The sequence below is a fragment of the Amycolatopsis sp. lyj-112 genome, from assembly GCF_046549055.1.
Lineage (GTDB): Bacteria > Actinomycetota > Actinomycetes > Mycobacteriales > Pseudonocardiaceae > Amycolatopsis.
The window spans coordinates 673,272-688,944 of the sequence record NZ_JAJPWS010000001.1; the positions used below are offsets into that span (position 1 = coordinate 673,272).

The 15,673-nt window shown below is 71.0% G+C and carries 12 protein-coding genes; 8 read left to right on the forward strand and 4 right to left on the reverse strand.

The genetic code is table 11. The annotated features are described in order from the left end of the window. The first annotated feature begins 84 nt into the window (after positions 1-84). The 3 genes from metF to ACLJRL_RS03240 all read left to right on the forward strand — a co-directional run bounded on the left by metF (position 85) and on the right by ACLJRL_RS03240 (position 3,879). Entirely contained in the window at positions 85-969 is an 885-nt protein-coding gene (gene metF, locus ACLJRL_RS03230; protein ID WP_410654463.1) for a methylenetetrahydrofolate reductase [NAD(P)H], read from the forward strand. A 42-nt stretch (positions 970-1,011) separates the two neighbouring features. After that, positions 1,012-2,697 (forward strand): DUF885 domain-containing protein, encoded by a 1,686-nt coding sequence (locus ACLJRL_RS03235; RefSeq protein WP_410654464.1) that lies wholly within the window; start codon positions 1,012-1,014, stop codon positions 2,695-2,697. A 294-nt stretch (positions 2,698-2,991) separates the two neighbouring features. Continuing rightward, complete coding sequence (locus ACLJRL_RS03240; protein ID WP_410654465.1) at positions 2,992-3,879, forward strand: DMT family transporter; 888 nt, start codon at positions 2,992-2,994, stop codon at positions 3,877-3,879. Here the strand turns inward: ACLJRL_RS03240 and ACLJRL_RS03245 are convergent. Further along, positions 3,876-4,439, reverse strand: a complete 564-nt coding sequence (locus ACLJRL_RS03245) for a GNAT family N-acetyltransferase (RefSeq protein WP_410654466.1) — start codon at positions 4,437-4,439, stop codon at positions 3,876-3,878. The two genes, ACLJRL_RS03240 and ACLJRL_RS03245, sit on opposite strands and share 4 nt — an antisense overlap. Continuing rightward, positions 4,436-4,966 carry a YbaK/EbsC family protein gene (locus ACLJRL_RS03250; protein ID WP_410654467.1) on the reverse strand — a complete coding sequence of 177 codons (531 nt, stop codon included), beginning with the start codon at positions 4,964-4,966 and terminating at the stop codon, positions 4,436-4,438. The genes ACLJRL_RS03245 and ACLJRL_RS03250 overlap by 4 nt, the downstream gene beginning before the upstream one ends. A 235-nt stretch (positions 4,967-5,201) precedes the next feature. Between ACLJRL_RS03250 and ACLJRL_RS03255 the strand changes: the two genes are divergently transcribed. From ACLJRL_RS03255 to ACLJRL_RS03270, 4 genes are all read left to right on the forward strand, one after another. Further along, the gene (locus ACLJRL_RS03255; protein ID WP_410654468.1) at positions 5,202-5,684 is read left to right on the forward strand and encodes an SAV_6107 family HEPN domain-containing protein; all 483 of its coding nucleotides are present in this window, start codon (positions 5,202-5,204) and stop codon (positions 5,682-5,684) included. A gap of 24 nt (positions 5,685-5,708) precedes the next feature. Then, entirely contained in the window at positions 5,709-6,473 is a 765-nt protein-coding gene (locus ACLJRL_RS03260; RefSeq protein ID WP_410654469.1) for a maleylpyruvate isomerase family mycothiol-dependent enzyme, read from the forward strand. A gap of 60 nt (positions 6,474-6,533) precedes the next feature. Continuing rightward, on the forward strand, positions 6,534-7,202 hold the full coding sequence (locus tag ACLJRL_RS03265; RefSeq protein WP_410654470.1) for a VOC family protein: 669 nt from the start codon (positions 6,534-6,536) through the stop codon (positions 7,200-7,202). Positions 7,203-7,297: 95 nt separating this feature from the next. Next, positions 7,298-8,395 (forward strand): GNAT family N-acetyltransferase, encoded by a 1,098-nt coding sequence (locus tag ACLJRL_RS03270; protein WP_410654471.1) that lies wholly within the window; start codon positions 7,298-7,300, stop codon positions 8,393-8,395. Positions 8,396-8,399: 4 nt separating this feature from the next. On the opposite strand, the gene def is transcribed toward ACLJRL_RS03270, so the two are convergent. Further along, positions 8,400-8,903, reverse strand: coding sequence for a peptide deformylase (gene def / locus ACLJRL_RS03275; protein WP_410654472.1), 504 nt, complete (start codon positions 8,901-8,903; stop codon positions 8,400-8,402). A gap of 37 nt (positions 8,904-8,940) precedes the next feature. Next, positions 8,941-13,563, reverse strand: coding sequence for an ATP-dependent helicase (locus tag ACLJRL_RS03280; RefSeq protein WP_410654473.1), 4,623 nt, complete (start codon positions 13,561-13,563; stop codon positions 8,941-8,943). Positions 13,564-13,741: 178 nt separating this feature from the next. On the opposite strand from ACLJRL_RS03280, the gene ACLJRL_RS03285 reads away from it, so the two are divergent. Continuing rightward, entirely contained in the window at positions 13,742-15,652 is a 1,911-nt protein-coding gene (locus tag ACLJRL_RS03285; RefSeq protein ID WP_410654474.1) for an Hsp70 family protein, read from the forward strand. Positions 15,653-15,673 lie beyond the last annotated feature (21 nt).

A 15,673-nucleotide genomic window follows, 5' to 3' on the forward strand; every position in this document is an offset into this window, starting at 1 on the left:
CCCGCTCGCGAGTGGCTGAAATCGCACGTCCATAGCCTGAGAGGGGGCTCCCAACCAGCGGACTTTCCCCCTTACCATGGCGGTATGACGTCGGTGGTCGAGCGGTTGCAGGGTGATGGACCCGTGTTCTCCATCGAGTTCTTCCCACCCCGGGACGCGGCGGACGAGGCCGTGCTGTGGAAGTCGATCCGGGAACTCGAGCCCCTGGACCCCGCCTACATGTCGATCACCTACGGCGCGGGCGGCTCCAGCCGCGACGGCACGATCCGCAGCATCGCCCGCGTCGCGACCGAGACCACGCTGGTGCCGATGGCGCACCTCACCGCGGTGAACCACTCGGTCGCGGAACTGCGGAACGTCATCGGCTGGTACGCCGCCGTCGGCGTCCGGAACATCCTCGCGCTGCGGGGCGACCCGCCCGGCGACGTCTACGGGGACTGGGTCCCGCACCCCGGCGGGCTCAACTACGCCGAAGAACTCGTCGAACTCGTGCGCTCGCTCGGCGACTTCTGCGTCGGGGTCTCGGCCTTCCCGTACGGCCACCCGAGGTCGGCGAACCTCGAGGCCGACACCGACTACCTGGTGCGCAAGCTCCGCGCGGGCGCGGACTTCGCGATCGCCCAGCTGTTCTTCGAGCCCGAGGACTTCCTCCGGCTGCGGGACCGGGTGGCCGCCACGGGCTGCGAGGCGCTGGTCATCCCCGGCATCATGCCGCTGACCACGCTGCGGACGCTGCACACGTCGATCAAGCTGTCCGGTGCGCCGGCCCCGCAGCGGCTTCTGGACCGGCTCGAACCGCTCGCCGACGACCCGAAGGCCTTCCGCGCGGAAGGCATCGACACGGTGACCGAAATGTGCGAGCGGCTCATCGCCGAAGGTGTGCCCGACCTGCACTTCTATACGTTCAACCGGTCCAAGGCCACGCGTGAGGTGGTCAGCAGGCTGGGGCTGGTCCCGGCCCGCGCATAACTCTGTTTCGGAGTCGCCCGTGGTCCCGGTAGCGTGCCTGGCATGGCTTCGACCGCGCAAAGTGTGCACCAGATCTGTGACCGGTACGTCGACGAGTACGCGGCGGCCGATCCGGTCACCGCGACGACGTACGGCATCTCCGGATACGACGACCAGCTGACCGACTACTCGCCCGCCGGGTATGCGGCGCGGGCCACGATCGCCTCCCGCGCACTGGCCGACATCGAAGCGGCCGAGCCCCGCGACGACGGCGAACGCGCGGCCAAGGCGGTCTTCACCGAGCGGATCGGGCTGATCCTGGAGATCCACGAGGCGGGTCTCGACCTCGCCGAGCTGAACGTGATCGAGAGCCCCGCGCAGAACCTGCGGATGGTCTTCGACCTCATGCCCGTCGAGTCCGAGTCGGACTGGGCGACCATCGCCGCCCGCATGGCCAAGGTTCCCGAGGCGCTCGGCCAGTATCGCGCGTCGCTGCTCGCCGCCGCCGGCGCGGGCCGCGTCTCGGCGCTCCGCCAGGTCGGCAAGGTCGCCGAGCAGGCCGAGACCTGGGCGGGGCTCAAGGAAGAGACCGGGTTCTTCGCCACGCTGATCTCCGGTGCGAAGGACGTGAGTGCGAAGCTTCGCACCGAACTCGAGCACTCCGCCCACTCCGCGCAGGAGGCGTACGCGGAGTTCGCGGGATTCCTCCGCGCCGAGCTCGCTCCGCTGGCGCCGGTCAAGGACGCCGTCGGCGCCGAGGTGTACCAACTGTGGTCACGGGTGTTCACCGGAGCCACTCTCGACCTGGACGAGGCCTACTCCTGGGGCTGGGCCGAGTTCACCCGCATCGAAGCGGAGATGCGCGAGGTCGCGGACCGGATCAAACCCGGCGCCACCCTCGCGGAGGCGTCCGCCGTCCTCGACGCCGATCCGAAGTACGCCGTGCGCGGCCGCTCGGAATTCCAGGCCTGGATGCAGAACCTGTCGGACAACGCGCTGAAGTCGTTGCGCGGCAAGCACTTCGACATCTCCGACCGGGTGATGGAGCTGGAGTGCAAGATCGCCCCGCCCGGCGGCACCGTCGGCGCCTATTACACCGGCCCCAGCGAGGACTTCTCGCGTCCCGGACGCATGTGGTGGTCGCTGCCGCCGGGCAAGGACGAGTTCATCACCTGGCGCGAGGTCAGCACCGTCTACCACGAGGGCGCGCCGGGCCACCACCTGCAGATCGCGACCGCGGTCGACCAGTCGAAGTCGCTCGACAAGTACCAGCGGCTGCTGGCCTTCACCTCCGGGCACGCCGAGGGCTGGGCGTTGTACTCGGAGCGGCTCATGGAGGACCTCGGCTTCCTCTCCGACGACGGTGAACTCCTCGGCATGCTGTCCGAGCAGCTGTTCCGCGCCGCGCGCGTGATCGTCGACATCGGCATGCACCTGGAACTGGAGATCCCGGCCGGGACCGGCTTCCACGAGGGCGAGCGGTGGACGCCCGAACTGGGCCTGGAGTTCATGCTCACCCGGACCGTCACCGACCACGCCCACGTGTACGACGAGATCGACCGTTATCTCGGCTGGCCGGGGCAGGCGCCGTCGTACAAGCTCGGCGAACGTCTCTGGCTCGCCGCGCGCGACGAGGCCCGGGCCCGGCAGGGCGACGCCTTCGACATCAAGCGGTTCCACACGCGGGCGCTGGCGCTCGGCGGGATGGGACTGGACACCCTGCGGGAGATGCTGGCCGAGCTGGACTGAGCCGCGCCCCCCCATGTCATGAAAGGGTCTTTCAGGACATTTTTCGTCCTGAAAGACCCTTTCATGACATCCCCGCTCGACCGTGCCGCAATTCACGTGCGGCCCCCACCGGAGCCTTGGTACGTTCGGCCCCGTGCACCGGATCTTTCTCGTCACCCCACCCCCCGCCTCCTGAGCGGGGTGTGTGCGGCCGTGCGGCGTTCCAGCCGTCCGGCCTGTTCTTGATGCGCTGAAGCAGCACCCCGCGTCGTCGACGTCCCTTCCGTAAGACACCGACACGCAGGAGCGTTTCCCATGTCCGTTTCCGTCGCCGCACCGGCGCGCGCGAAATCCTCCGCCGCGCTGGTCCTCGCCGGCGTCCTCTGGGGGACCGGCGGTCTCGCCGGTTCCCTGCTCGCGTCCCGCGCGGGGCTCCATCCGCTCTCCGTCGCCGCCTACCGGCTGCTGATCGGCGGCCTCGTCGCCATCGGCTATCTCTGGCTCATAGGCGGTCTCCGTGGCCTTCCTCGCACCCCTGCGGCCCGGCGCCGCCTGCTGACCGTCGGCGGGTTGTTCGCCCTGTTCCAGACCAGCTACTTCGTCGCCGTTTCGCTGAGTTCGGTGAGTGTCGCGACCATGACCACCATCGGCAGCGCGCCCGTCCTGCTCGCCGTCGCGACGGTCGTCAAAACCCGCCGCCTGCCCTCGACGTGGACGTTGCTGTCCCTGGCGGGATCGCTCCTCGGACTTTTGCTGCTGCAGTGGTCGCCCGGGGAGAAGGCCGACGCCGTCGGAATCCTGTTCGCCCTGCTGGCCGCGGCCGGGTTCGCCGCGCTGACCCTGGTCACCTCGACCCGCGTCGAGGGGCTGGATCCCTTGCCCACCACGGCTTTCGGCTGCCTGATCGGCGGCGCCGCGCTCACCCCGGCCGCCCTGTGGTTCGGGATGGCGGTGCCGATGGGGGTTGACGTGCTGGCGCTCGTCCTCTACTTCGGCATCGTGCCGACGGCGCTGGCCTACGCCGCGTACTTCCGCGGACTCGAAGGCGCGCATCCCGTACTGGCCGCGTTGTCCGCGCTGCTCGAACCGCTGACCGCCGCGCTGCTGTCCATGGTGGTCCTGGGGGAGCGGCTCGGTGCCGTGGGCTGGTGCGGCGCGGCGGTGCTCATCGCCGCGCTCGCCGTCGCCTATACGAAGCCTTAGAGGGGCAGCGTCCGGCCGAGGATCGCGAACGCCCGCGGATCCCCGGCGAAGTGGTAGTCCCGCAGCACATCGACGAAACCGACGCGCCGGTACAGGTTCCAGGCCCGGCTGGTGCCTTCCGGGGTGGAAAGGAGGACGTGGGCGCTGGGCACGCCGTCGAGCAGCCGTCGCAGGAGGTCTTCGCCGATCCGCTTTCCCTGGCTTTCCGGGTTGACGTGGATCTCGGTGAGCTCGAAGTAGTCGGCCATCCAGTGCTCGGCGGCGTCCTGGCCGTCACGGCGGGTCAGGCCGTGGCGGACCTGCTCGTGCCACCACTGGCCGCCGCGTCCCTTGTAGCCGTAGGCGAGCCCGAGCAGGACGCCGTCCGCGTCGAGCGCGGCCATACAGCGCCAGCCCTCACGCAGCGCGTGCGTGAGCCACATCGGCGCGCGCTGTTCGGCGGTGCCTTCGGGGTAGCGCATGGCGTTGACGTAGATGGTCAGCGCCTCGGGGAGCCGGGCGCGGAACTCGTCCGCGGACAGCTGGACGTAGCGGGTGCATTCCGACGACATCGCGGTCACGGACGCCTATCCTGCCCGTCGCCCGCGACGTCCGCGGGAGTGCCCCCGGTCAGTTCGACCAGGCCGTCGAACGTCGTGGGGAACACCGACTTGGGGTGTCCCGCGGCGGCCCAGACGACTTCGTGGGCGCGCAAAGCGGTGTCGACGAGGGTGGTCAGCGCCTTCGGGTGGCCGACCGGGGCGACTCCGCCGATCGGCTGGCCGGTGTGTTCGCGGACGAACTCCGCGTCCGCCTTGCCGATCTCGCCCGCGCCGGTCAAAGACGCCAGAAGGCCGGTGTCCGCGCGGTGCGCGCCGGAGGTCAGGGCGAGCAGGGCGGTGTCGGTCCCCTCGGTGCGGCTGCGGAACACGAGGCTGTTCGCGATCGCGCCGACTTCGACGCCGAGCGCTTCGGCGGCCTGAGCCGCCGTGCGGACTTCGGCGGGGAGGATCCGGATTCCGTCCGCGGCCGCCTGCTGACCCGCCTCGGCGAGCGCTGCCGCGACCTTGGCCACCGAGGGATGGCCGGACTGGTCGATGGTGCTCATGCGCCTATGAGATCACGTGGCCGATCCCGTGTCCCGCACACATGCGGCGATCACCCCGTTACGGGGTTGAGGCCGCCGGGGTTGAAGAAAGGGGCACTTCAGGGTTACATTGGTCTTGTTCGAACAGACGTTCGACATTCGGTGAGCGCGCACCGGTAGGTGCCCGGCGCGGGGGCGGGGGAAGCGCCTCGGCTCCGGGCACCGGCCGGCGCTCACGTACAGGAGGAGGGTCGTCATGTCCGTTTCGGTCGTGTCCCCCGACGAGGCCGAAAGGCCGGGAGGTGCCTCGCAGCCCGCCCTGCCGATGTCGTTGCGCCCGCCGGCGCCACCCGCGGCGGTCTCCCTGTACGCGCAGGCAAGGCGCGGGCTCGCCGAAGCAGAGAAGGAGACCGAACCCGCCGAGCGGTTCATCGGGGCGTACCTCGCCGCGCTGCGTGGTGCGGCGGCGGTGCTGGAGGCCCGAGGCCGTCCGCACCGGGGCCGGGCCCGGCCGGCAAGTGGCTGGGTGCTGCTCGACTCCGTCGCGCCCGAACTGAAGGAGTGGGCGGCGTTCTTCGCGGCCAACTCCGCGACGCGGGCCGCCGCGCAGGCCGGTATCACCGGGAAGGTGACCGCCGAGACGGCCGAGGAGCTTTCGCGGGCCGCCGCGGTGTTCTTGGAACTGGTGCGGCGGGCGGTGCACGGGCTGCCGATGGGTGACGAGGCACATGTGGCCTAGCGGGCCACGGAGAGGGGGTGCCCGATGGCCGGGCAGGCCATGATCGACCAGGGCAGGTTCCTGGAGGCGATCGGCGTCGAAAGCGAATTGATGACCGAGATGGCGCACACCGCGTCGGCCGACGCGCCGGTCCCGACCTGCCCCGGCTGGACCCTCGGGGAGGTCATCCGGCACGTGGGCAGCGTCTACCGGGTCACCCGCCGGTGGATCATCGACGGGCGGCGTCCTGAGCAGTGGCAGCGCAAACCGGGGCCGGAACAGACCCTGGTGGAGTACTTCCACGAGGGCCGGGACCAAGTCGTCGCCGAACTGTCCGCGCACGACGCGGACGAACTGGCGCCGACCTGGTGGCCGGCGGACCGCAGCTACGGGTTCTGGCAGCGGCGGATGGCGCACGAGACGACGATCCACCGGGTCGACGCGGAGGGCGCGGCCGGGCGGGACCCGTCGGCGATCCCCGTGGACATCGCGCTCGACGGGATCGACGAGGCGTTGTCGCTCTGGTTCGGCCAGCGGCTGCCGCTGCTGGGGCTCTCCGGGACCAAGGCGGGTTCGGTCGGGGTGCGCACAGCGGGCCACAACTGGATCGCCAGAGCCGGGCCGGTGGAGACGGTCGCCTGGCGGTGCTCGGCCGAGGAGGCACAGCGCGCGGACGATCTGATCACCGGCAAACCGGACAAGATCTACCGCTGGCTCTGGGGCCGGGCGGGTCCGACGGCGGTGACGGTCAGCGGAGACCAGGACATGGCGGGACAACTGTGGGCCTTGTTACGGCTCGCGACTCGATGACCGGCTGGTGGGGAAGCCAAACCGGTCAGAAGTGTCGGTGATCTCGCCTAGGGTGCCGGTGTGAGAACGCACCTGGTGAACCTGGTCTTCGACTCGGCCCTTCCCAGAGATCTGGCGGGTTTCTGGGAAGGGCTGTTCGCTTGGGATGCCCCGTTCGAACTGGGCTTTCAGTCGGTGCCGGAACCCAAACGCGGCAAGAACCGGCTGCACCTGGATCTGGCGAGCCGCTCGCCGGAGCACCAGGCCGAACTGGTGGATCGCGCGCTGTCCCTCGGCGCGCGGCACACCGATATCGGCCAAGGTCCGCCGGAAGAGAAGCGAGTGCCGTGGGTGGTGCTGACGGATCCTGAGGGCAACGAGTTCTGCGTCCTCGAGCCTCGTGAGCAGTACGCGGGCACCGGCTCGATCGCCTCCATCGTCACCGATGCCCGTGATCCGGCTCGGATCGCGGAGTTCTGGGCGGCCGCGCTCGGCTGGGAGATCGGCGTCCGGGAGCCGACGATCGTGGGCCTGCGGCCGCCGGACGGCCGGGGCCCGTGGGTGGAGTTCCTGGCCACCGAGGAGGAGAAACAGCACAAGAACCGGCTGCACCTCGACATCGCGCCGCCGCACGGCGGTGACCGGGCCGCCGAGGTCCGGCGCCTGCGGGATCTCGGCGCGACCGCGTGGCGCGGTGAGGTCATGCTGGACCCGGAGGGCAACGAGTTCTGCCTGCTCGCACCCCGCTGAGTGTTTCGCCGGGATTGCGCGACGGCGCCGAACGCTGACCTGAGCGAAACACCGGCGCCGTGGGCAGGCAACAACCGGCCGGGACCGTGGAGGTCATGGAGACCTATCGAGTCCGGCCCACCCAGGTTCACCCCGGTGACGACGACACGGCGGCGGCGTCACCGGCCTCGGCCTGGCGGGTCCGGGTCCGCATGGACGACCGGACGGGCACGCTGGCCAGGATCGCGATCCGGCTGGCCGACCTCGAGTGCAACATCCTCGGGCTGTCGGTCCTCCCGGTCCCCGGCGGCGTGCTCGACGAGATCGTCCTGCGGCCGGCCACCGGGCTGCCGCGGCAACTGCTCATCGACGCCATCCGCGAGGAGGGCTGTGAATGCTCCGCCATCGTCGACGCGGATCTGACCGAACTGGTCGACCCGGCCGCGGCGACGCTCACCGCGGCCAAACTGGCCGTCGAGGAGCCCAACGGTCTCGCCGAGGTGCTTCGCGGAGTGCTCGCGGCCGACCTCGTCACGAAGGTCCCGTCGATCGAGGCGAACCCGGCCCGCACGGAAGGCGGGCACCGGGCGGTGTTCCCGGTCGGGGACGGCACCGCGTTCGTCGCGCGCCGCCGGTGGTCGCCGTTCGTCGAACTGGAACTGAGCCGGGCCCTCGCGCTGATCAGGCTGATGACCGCCGTGCGCGACAACGTGACCGGCCCGATCGTGCTCGACCGGCCCGACGGCGCCGCCGTCGTCCTGCGCAAGGGAGTCCCCGGCGACGCGGAGGCGGTTTCCGCGCTGCACCAGAGATGCTCGATGACCACGCTCTTCCACCGCTATCACACCGGGCTGCGGACCGTCCCCCGTCGCTGGCTGCACCGGCTCCTGATGCCGCCGCGCGGAGTGAGCCTGCTGGCGGTCTGCGGCCGCGAGGTCATCGGGCTCGGTCAGCTGATCCCGGCCGCCGACGGCGGCGCGGCCGAGGTCTCACTCCTGGTCGAAGATTCCTGGCAGCGCCAGGGCATCGGCGCCGCTCTGCTGGCCCGGCTCGCGGTGCTCGCCACGGCCAAGGGCGTGCGTGAACTCACCGCCGTCTGCCTGCCCGGCGACGATTCCCTCTTCCGCACCGCCGCCCGGGTGGGTCTCCGCCCCGAACGCGTCCCCGGCGACTCCGGAAACCTGCGCTTCCGCCTCGCCGACACCCGCGTTTAGTCCTCTACTTGCGTTTCCAGAACCAGTCTTTGCCGCGGGCTTCGCCCAGCGCCTGCTTCTTGCGATCGGTGGTGAGACGGTCCAGGTACAGCTTGCCGTCGAGGTGATCGGTCTCGTGCTGCAGGCATTGCGCGAGCACGTCGAAGCCTTCGACCTCGACCGGTTCGTTGCGCAGATTGACTCCGCGCACGACGGCCCGCTTCGCCCGGACGACCGGGAACCACAGCTCCGGAACGGAAAGGCAGCCCTCGCCGATCTCGTGCGTCTCCTCGGAGAGTTCGGCGATCTCCGGGTTGATCACATAGCCGGTCAGCCCGCCGACGTCGTAGCTGAACACCCGCAGGCCCACCCCGATCTGCGGCGCCGCGAGACCCGCGCGCCCGGCCGGTTTCACCCCGTCCATCAGGTCGGTCACCAGCGACTCGATCTTCTTGTCGAATTTCGTGACCGGGTCGCATACGGTCTTGAGCACGGGATCCCCGAAATAGCGCAGGTCGCGCATCACCATGTTCGAACGTCCTTCTCCGCAGGTCTGGGGAACAAGTCTAGGCCCGCAGCCGCAGCCCCTTGGGAGTCGCCCGGAATCCGGCCTCCTGGAGCACCACCGAAAGCTCGGAGGTGAGCGCCACCTCACCGTCGGCCCGCTGCACCGCCAGCTGACCCAGCCAGCCTTCCCGGACCGCCGTCGACAACGCCCGCGCGGCCGAACGCAGGGTCTCCTGGTCATCGGTGAAACTCAGCAGCGACCGTCCGCCGCGTTCGACGTACATCGCCGGGACACCGTCCACGAGTACCGCCAGCGCACCTGCTTTCCTTGCCGGACGGTGCTTCGTGTCACCCGTCGCGGCCGGCCACGACAGTGCGGCACCGTAGGGCTGGGCCGGATCGGCGGCGGCGAGCACGACCGCGCCTTCCTTGGTGGTGCGCTGGTTCCCGGACTGCGCGCGCAACCTGTCGACAGCGCCCTTCGCCGCGAACTGCGCGGCACCGAGCCCTTCGACGACGTAACCCCGCACGACCTGGCCGGAGTCCTCCATCCCGCGCAAAACCTTGTAGATCCCGGAAAACCCACCCGTCACCCGCTCGGTGTCGAGCGCTCCCCGGGTGAGGACACCGTGCCGTTCGAGGAACGCCTCCGTCCGCGCGTGGGCGCGCCTGGTCGGATCCGTTTCCCGCGCCGGGGTCAGCGCCCAGCGGCCGGCCACGGTCGGCGGCCCGCTTCGCGAGGGCATCGCCGGCCGCCCGGCCCGTAGCCGCGCGTACCGTCCACGAGGAGCCTGCCGTCGTGGTTTGTGCGCCGCGCCCGCACCGGAGACCTGTGCTCGCAGCGGACCCAGCGTGTCCCCGGTGACGAGTCCGGCCCACACCAGATCCCACAGCGCGGCAACGACTTCCGCGTCGTTCGGCGGGGTTTCGACCAGCGGCGAGGCCCGGTCCACCAGCTGGCGGAAGAACTGTGCCCCACCATCCAAAGTGGACAGAATGGCTTCGTGGAGCGGGCCGGAGGGCGGATCGTCGTCGAGGTCGGGCAGCAGCAGATCGGCGACGTCGGTGGGAGCCAGTGCCAGCCAGCCGTCGCCGCCGGAAAGCGAACCGCAGCCGCACCAGGTGACCTCTCCCGCCGTCGTGAGTTCGTCCAGCAGCGAAGGGGTGTAGCCGGGCAGCCTGCTCGGCAGGATCAGCGACTCGACCGCGCTCGCCGGCAGCGGCGCCCCGGCCAGTTGCTCGACTACGGACAGCACGTCGTCCGCCGTCGGCGCCGAACGCACCCGCGCGCCGATGCCGTGCCAGGACGGCAGGAACCGGCCCAGCGCCGCCGGTTCGACCGGTTCGACCTCGGCCCGCAGCCGGGCCAGCGACGCCCGCCGGAGCCTGCGCAGCACGGACGCGTCGCAGAACTCGATGCCGACACCGTGGGTCTCCGGATGCCCGACCGGGCTCAGTTCGCCCCGGGCCAGCCTGCCCTGGGACGTCAGCCTGTCCAGTACGCCGTTGACCACGGCCGTTCCGAGCCCGAAACGCTCGGCGGCCTGGCGTGCACTGAACGGGCCGCGGCTGCGCGAATAGCGGGAGAGCAGGTCGCCGACCGGATCGTCGACCGGTTCGGTGAACGCCTCCGGTACCCCCACCGGCAGCGCGGTGCCCAGCGCGTCTCGCACGCGTCCGGCGTCCTCGATGGCGATGAACCGCTCACCACCGCCGATCCGGACCCGGAGCACCCGGCGTGCCGCTTCCAGTTCCTCCAGCCACTCCCGCTGGATGCCGCGCGCGGCGGCCTCCTCGATCGAGAGATCTCCGAGGAACCGCAACAGATCCGCGGCCTCTTCGGCGTTGCGCGCGTGCCTGTCGGGGTCGAGCCGCTGCAGTGACCGCTCGACTTCGGCGACGACCTCGGCGTCGAGCAGTTCCCGGATCGCCTCGGTGCCGAGCAGCTCGGCCAGGAGCGTCGAATCCAGCGCCAGCGCCGCCGCGCGCCGTTCCGCGAGTGGAGCGTCCGTCTCGTACAGGAACATCCCGACGTAGCCGAAGAGAAGGCTGCGCGCGAACGGGGACGGAGACGGGGTCTCGACCTCGACCAGCTTGACCTTCCGCGACCGGACGTCGGCCATCAGTTCACGCAGCCCGCCGACGTCGTACACGTCCTGCAGGACTTCCCGCATCGCTTCCAGCACCACGGGGAAGCGTTCGTATTTGGCCGCGACGGACAGCAGTTGCGACGCGCGCTGCCGTTGCTGCCACAGCGGGGTACGGCGGCGCGGATCCCGGCGGGGGAGCAGCAGCGCCCGCGCCGCGCATTCCCGGAACCGGGCGGCGAACAGAGCCGAACCGCCGACCTCGGCGACGATCAGCTGCTCGACCTCTTCCGGATCGAGCAGCACGTCGTCGACGCCGATGGTGACTTCGGCACCCTCGACGTCCAGCGCTTCGGGCAGGCGCAGCACGATGCCGTCGTCGGAATGCGCCACCTGCGCGTCGACCCCGCGGTTCTCCCGCAACCGGGCCGCGATCGCGAGCGCCCACGGCGCGTTGACCTGCGCGCCGAACGGCGAGTGCAGGATGACCCGCCAGTCGCCCAGTTCGTCGCGGAACCGTTCCAGCAGCACGGTCTTGTCGTTCGGGACGTGCCGCGTAGCGGACTTCTGTTCTTCGAGATAGGCCAGCAGGTTGTCGCACGCGTACTCGTCGAGCCCGGCGACGGCCGCGCGTTGCCTGGCCGCCGCGGGCTCCGCGGTGGACAGTTCGCGGACGAACGCGCCCAGCGCCCGCCCCAGTTCCAGCGGACGGCCGGGGGCGTCGCCCTTCCAGAACGGCATCCGCGCGGGCTCGCCCGGCGCGGGCACCACGATCACGCGGTCGTGGGTGATGTCGGTGACCCGCCAGGAGGAGGTGCCGAGCAGGATCGTGTCGCCGACGCGGGATTCGTAGACCATCTCCTCGTCGAGTTCACCGACGCGGCTCCCGGGTTTGCCCTCGGCGCCCGGCGTCATCACGGTGAACAGGCCGCGGTCGGGGATCGTGCCGCCGGAGGTCACCGCCAGCCGCTGCGAACCCGGGCGGCCGTGGAGTTCGCCGCTGACCCTGTCCCAGGTGATCCGGGCGCGCAGTTCGCCGAACTCCTCGCTCGGGTACCGGCCGGCGAGCATGTCGAGCACCGCCAGCAGCGCGTCGTCCGGCAGGGACGCGAACGGCGCCGCGCGGCGGGCGAGCGCGGCCAGTTCGTCGACCGTCCACGATTCGAGCGCCACCATCGCGACGACGTGCTGGGCGAGCACGTCCAGCGGGTTGCGCGGATACCGGACCGCCTCGATCGCCCCGGACGCCATCCGTTCCGCGACCACCGCGCAGGAGACGAGGTCGCCCCGGAACTTCGGGAACATCACCCCGCTCGACACCGCGCCGACCTGGTGCCCGGCGCGGCCGACGCGCTGCAGCCCCGAAGCGACCGTCGGCGGGGCCTCGATCTGCACCACGAGGTCGACCGCGCCCATGTCGATGCCCAGTTCCAGCGAAGAGGTCGCCACGACACAGGCGAGGCGGCCCGTCTTGAGTTCTTCTTCGACGTGGGTGCGCTGTTCCCGCGACATCGACCCGTGGTGCGCCCGCGCGATCACCGGCGCCGCGCCCGTGGTCAGCCCGGACTGGCCGATCGCCTCGGCCGGATAGTGCTGCTCCGGTTCGAGTTCGGTCTGCTCCGCGACGAGTTCGTTGAGCCGGGCCGTCATCCGCTCGGTGAGCCGCCGCGAGTTGGCGAACACGATCGTCGAGCGGTGCGACTGGATCAGTTCGAGGACGCGCTCTTCGACCGCCGGCCAGATCGACGGCCGCCGCGGCGCACCGCCGATCTCGTCCAGCGAGCCGGGAAGCTGCGCGAGACCGGCGTCGAGGTCTTCGTTCTGCTTCGGCCCCTGAGGCCCGTCGAGGTTCGACATGTCCTCGACCGGGACCTCGACGCGGACCTCGATCGTCTTCGCGAGCTTCGGCTGGACGATGGTGACCGGCCTGCCGCCGGCGAGGAACGAGGCGACCTCGTCGATCGGCCGGACCGTCGCCGACAGCCCGATCCGCTGGGCGGGCTTCTCCAGGAGGGCATCGAGCCGTTCGAGGGACAACGCCAGGTGCGCGCCGCGTTTGCCGCCGGCGACCGCGTGCACCTCGTCGATGATCACCGTCTCCACGCCGCGCAGCGAATCGCGCGCGGAGGAGGTGAGGATGAGGAAGAGCGACTCCGGCGTGGTGACCAGGACGTCCGGCGGGGTCTTGCCGAAGGAGCGCCGTTCGGCGGCCGTGGTGTCGCCGGTGCGCATGCCGACCTCGATGTCCGGGACGGGCAGGCCCAGCCGCCGCGACGCCTGGGAGATCCCGGCCAGCGGCGCCCGCAGGTTGCGCTGGACGTCGACCGCCAGTGCCTTCAGCGGTGAGACATAGAGGACACGGCAGCGTTTCCGGGCTTCGGCGGGCGGCGGCTCCACCGACAGCCTGTCCAGCGCCCAGAGGAACGCCGACAGCGTCTTACCGGACCCTGTCGGGGCGACGACCAGCGAGTGTTCTCCCGCGTGCGCGGCTCGCCACGCCCCTTCCTGCGCGCCGGTGGGCGCGGCGAAGGCCCCCGTGAACCAGTCCCTGGTCGCGGGGGAGAAGAGGTCGAGTGCGTCAGCCACGCCCTCCATACTGCGCCGGACCACCGACAGTTTCGCCCCGAGGCCCGCGACCTGCGGATCTCGTCACCCGGATCGGACGAGTTCGGTGGGTCCGCACGTACGGTGACCGCGCTCGTGGGAACATCACGCCCAGCGCGGCCGGATCGTCACTGGGGCGGCCGCCGTCGTCTTGTGAAGGGGTAGAGCTGTGCGGATCCTGTCGGTGGACCTGGGGACGTCCAACACCGTGGCCGTGTTGTCGGCGCACGGCAGGCAGCCACGGGTGGTCGAGGTCGACGGCTCGGCCAACATGCCGTCGGCGGTGTTCGCCACCGAGGAAGGCACGATCATGGTCGGCCGCGACGCCGAACGTCGCGCCCGCCTCGACCCGACCCGGTTCGAGCCCAACCCCAAGCGGCGGATCGACGAGCAGACGTTGCTGCTCGGCACCGACGTCATCCCGGTCAGCGAGGTGCTGGCCGCCATCCTGCGCCGCGTCCTCGACGAGACCACCCGCCAGCTCGGCGGTGAACTGCCCGACGAGGTCCGGCTCACCCACCCCGCTCAGTGGGGCCAGACCCGCCGCAACGTGCTGCTCTCCGCCGCCCGGCTCGCCGGGATGGGCGGAAACCTGGTGCTCGTGCCCGAGCCGGTCGCCGCGGCGGCGCATTTCGCGTCCTTCCCCGGTAAGACCCTGGCGCCCGGGCAGGCGCTCGCCGTCTACGACCTCGGAGCCGGCACCTTCGACGTCGCCATCGTCGGCGCGACCCCGAACGGCGGCTTCACCGTCATCGCCGAAGACGGCCTTCCCGACCTCGGCGGTCTCGACGTCGACCAGGCCCTGCTGGTGCACGTCGGCCGGGAGGTCTCGCACAAGGATCCCCAGCGCTGGCAGCGGGTTCTGCGCCCCGAGTCCACTCCGGACCGGCGTACGCGGCGCGCGCTGCAGGAGGACGTGAAGGCGGCGAAGGAGGCCCTTTCACGGCACCCGCAGACCGAGGTCCCGATGCCGGAGCCGTTCGAGGACGTCCTCGTCACGCGCGGCGAACTCGAAGCGCTGGTGCGGCCGTCGATGCTGCGCAGTGTCGAGCTGATGTCGCGAGTGGTCCGCTCCACCGGGATGAGCCCGGACCGGCTCGCCGGTATCTACCTCGTCGGCGGTTCGAGCAGGCTTCCGCTGGTGGGCAGCCTGATCGCGGAGAAGCTCGGCGTCGTCCCCGGCAGCCTCGACCAGCCTGAGACCGCCGTCGCGCTCGGCGCGCAGCACGTCGCTTCCGACGGCATCAGCAGCCGGACCCAGGGCGTCGAAGGGCAGGTCGCCGCCGGAACCGGCGCGCACCAGGTCGGCCACGGACCCTCGGGCCCGTACGCGCCGCCGCAGCAGGTCGCGTCGATCCCCGGTTACCTGGGCGGCGGGCCCGGCCAGTCCGGCGGCTTCCCGCAGTCGGGCTACCCGAACAGCGGCCCGCAGCAGGTGCAGCAGCCCGCGCCGACGAACTTCCCGTCGTACTCGCTGGCCGGTGGCGACTCCGGTGAGAAGGCCAAGGCAGGCAAGAAGAAGCCGCTCGTCATCGGTGCCATCGCCGCCGTCGTCGTGCTGATCGCCGCCGGCCTCGTGTACTTCCTGACCTCGTCGTCGGCGACGACCTATACGGCCGACCAGTGCAAGACCCCCGGCGCGGCCGACGACAAGGGCCTCACCGGCTGCCTGCGCCAGCTCGCCGGGAAGATCGCCGACGTCGGCGACTGCAAGCCCGGAATGGGCAACGGCCCGGCGAAACCGGCGGAGGACCTCGGCGTGACGTCGACCTGTTCCGCGCCTGGCCGGGCCGGCACCCAGGTGACCTACCTGCAGAGCGACTCCGCGGAGAAGCTCAAGGCCTACACCGGCCAGTTGCTCACCTTCGCCGGCGGCGACCGCACCGAGGCCAAGTGGGCGGGCAACGCCCTGGACGGTCAGTACTCCTCGGCCGCCGGGCGGAACGCCGCCGTGCTGGTGTTCACCGTGGCCGACCGGCCGCTGGTCGGGCTCATCTACCAGGTCCCGGCCGAGGGACAGACCCCGACGCCGGGCGAACTGGCCGATTACTTCGAAAAAAGCGTCCAGCCGGGCGAATAGACCCGTATTCGCGCGTGAAGG

Excerpts from the sequence above, each read along its gene's own strand:
- metF (WP_410654463.1), top strand. The coding sequence starts at position 85 with ATGACGTCGGTGGTCGAGCGGTTGCAGGGTGATGGACCCGTGTTCTCC.
- ACLJRL_RS03235 (WP_410654464.1), top strand. The coding sequence starts at position 1,012 with ATGGCTTCGACCGCGCAAAGTGTGCACCAGATCTGTGACCGGTACGTC.
- ACLJRL_RS03270 (WP_410654471.1), top strand. The coding sequence starts at position 7,298 with ATGGAGACCTATCGAGTCCGGCCCACCCAGGTTCACCCCGGTGACGAC.
- ACLJRL_RS03255 (WP_410654468.1), top strand. The coding sequence starts at position 5,202 with ATGTCCGTTTCGGTCGTGTCCCCCGACGAGGCCGAAAGGCCGGGAGGT.
- def (WP_410654472.1), bottom strand. The coding sequence starts at position 8,903 with ATGGTGATGCGCGACCTGCGCTATTTCGGGGATCCCGTGCTCAAGACC.
- ACLJRL_RS03240 (WP_410654465.1), top strand. The coding sequence starts at position 2,992 with ATGTCCGTTTCCGTCGCCGCACCGGCGCGCGCGAAATCCTCCGCCGCG.
- ACLJRL_RS03260 (WP_410654469.1), top strand. The coding sequence starts at position 5,709 with ATGGCCGGGCAGGCCATGATCGACCAGGGCAGGTTCCTGGAGGCGATC.
- ACLJRL_RS03250 (WP_410654467.1), bottom strand. The coding sequence starts at position 4,966 with ATGAGCACCATCGACCAGTCCGGCCATCCCTCGGTGGCCAAGGTCGCG.
- ACLJRL_RS03280 (WP_410654473.1), bottom strand. The coding sequence starts at position 13,563 with ATGGAGGGCGTGGCTGACGCACTCGACCTCTTCTCCCCCGCGACCAGG.